General features: G+C 64.5%; 1 protein-coding gene. It reads left to right on the top strand.

Annotated features, from left to right (window positions below):
* On the top strand, positions 1–440 hold a 440-nt coding region (locus KVT32_RS28800), incomplete at both ends, for a contractile injection system protein, VgrG/Pvc8 family (protein WP_254637066.1).

Genomic DNA, 440 nt, shown 5'->3' with positions numbered 1-440 from the left:
CAGATCGCCGAGGCCGTGCTCAAGGCGCATGGCATCACTCAGGCCTACGAGCAGCGCAGCACCACCGAGCACCAGTCCCGCGAGTACTGCGTGCAAGCCGGCGATACGGACTACCACTTCGTCGAACGCATCATGCGTGAGGAAGGCTTCTTCTATTCCTTCCGTCATGGCGCCGAAGGACATCAACTTGTCCACAGCGATCGCCTCTTCATTCACGGCCGCGTCGGCGACGCGCCGGTGCAATACAACCCCATGCCCGGCGGCGATCAGCCGCAGCCTGCGCTGCGTCGCTTCACCTACACCGAGAACGTTCGCACCGCGCGCCAGACGCAGCGCGACTACACTTTTCACCATCCGCGCTATACCCACCAGCACAGCCGCGATGGGCGCGACCTGGACCATCAAGGCCGCCGCTACGAGCGCTACGACTACCCCGCCCG

Origin of the sequence: Achromobacter sp. GbtcB20 (assembly GCF_019091095.1) — a bacterium.
Classification (GTDB): Bacteria; Pseudomonadota; Gammaproteobacteria; order Burkholderiales; family Burkholderiaceae_B; genus Achromobacter; species Achromobacter mucicolens.
Note: the sequence above shows the minus strand (reverse complement) of the source record. Positions and strands in the feature narration are given on the sequence as shown.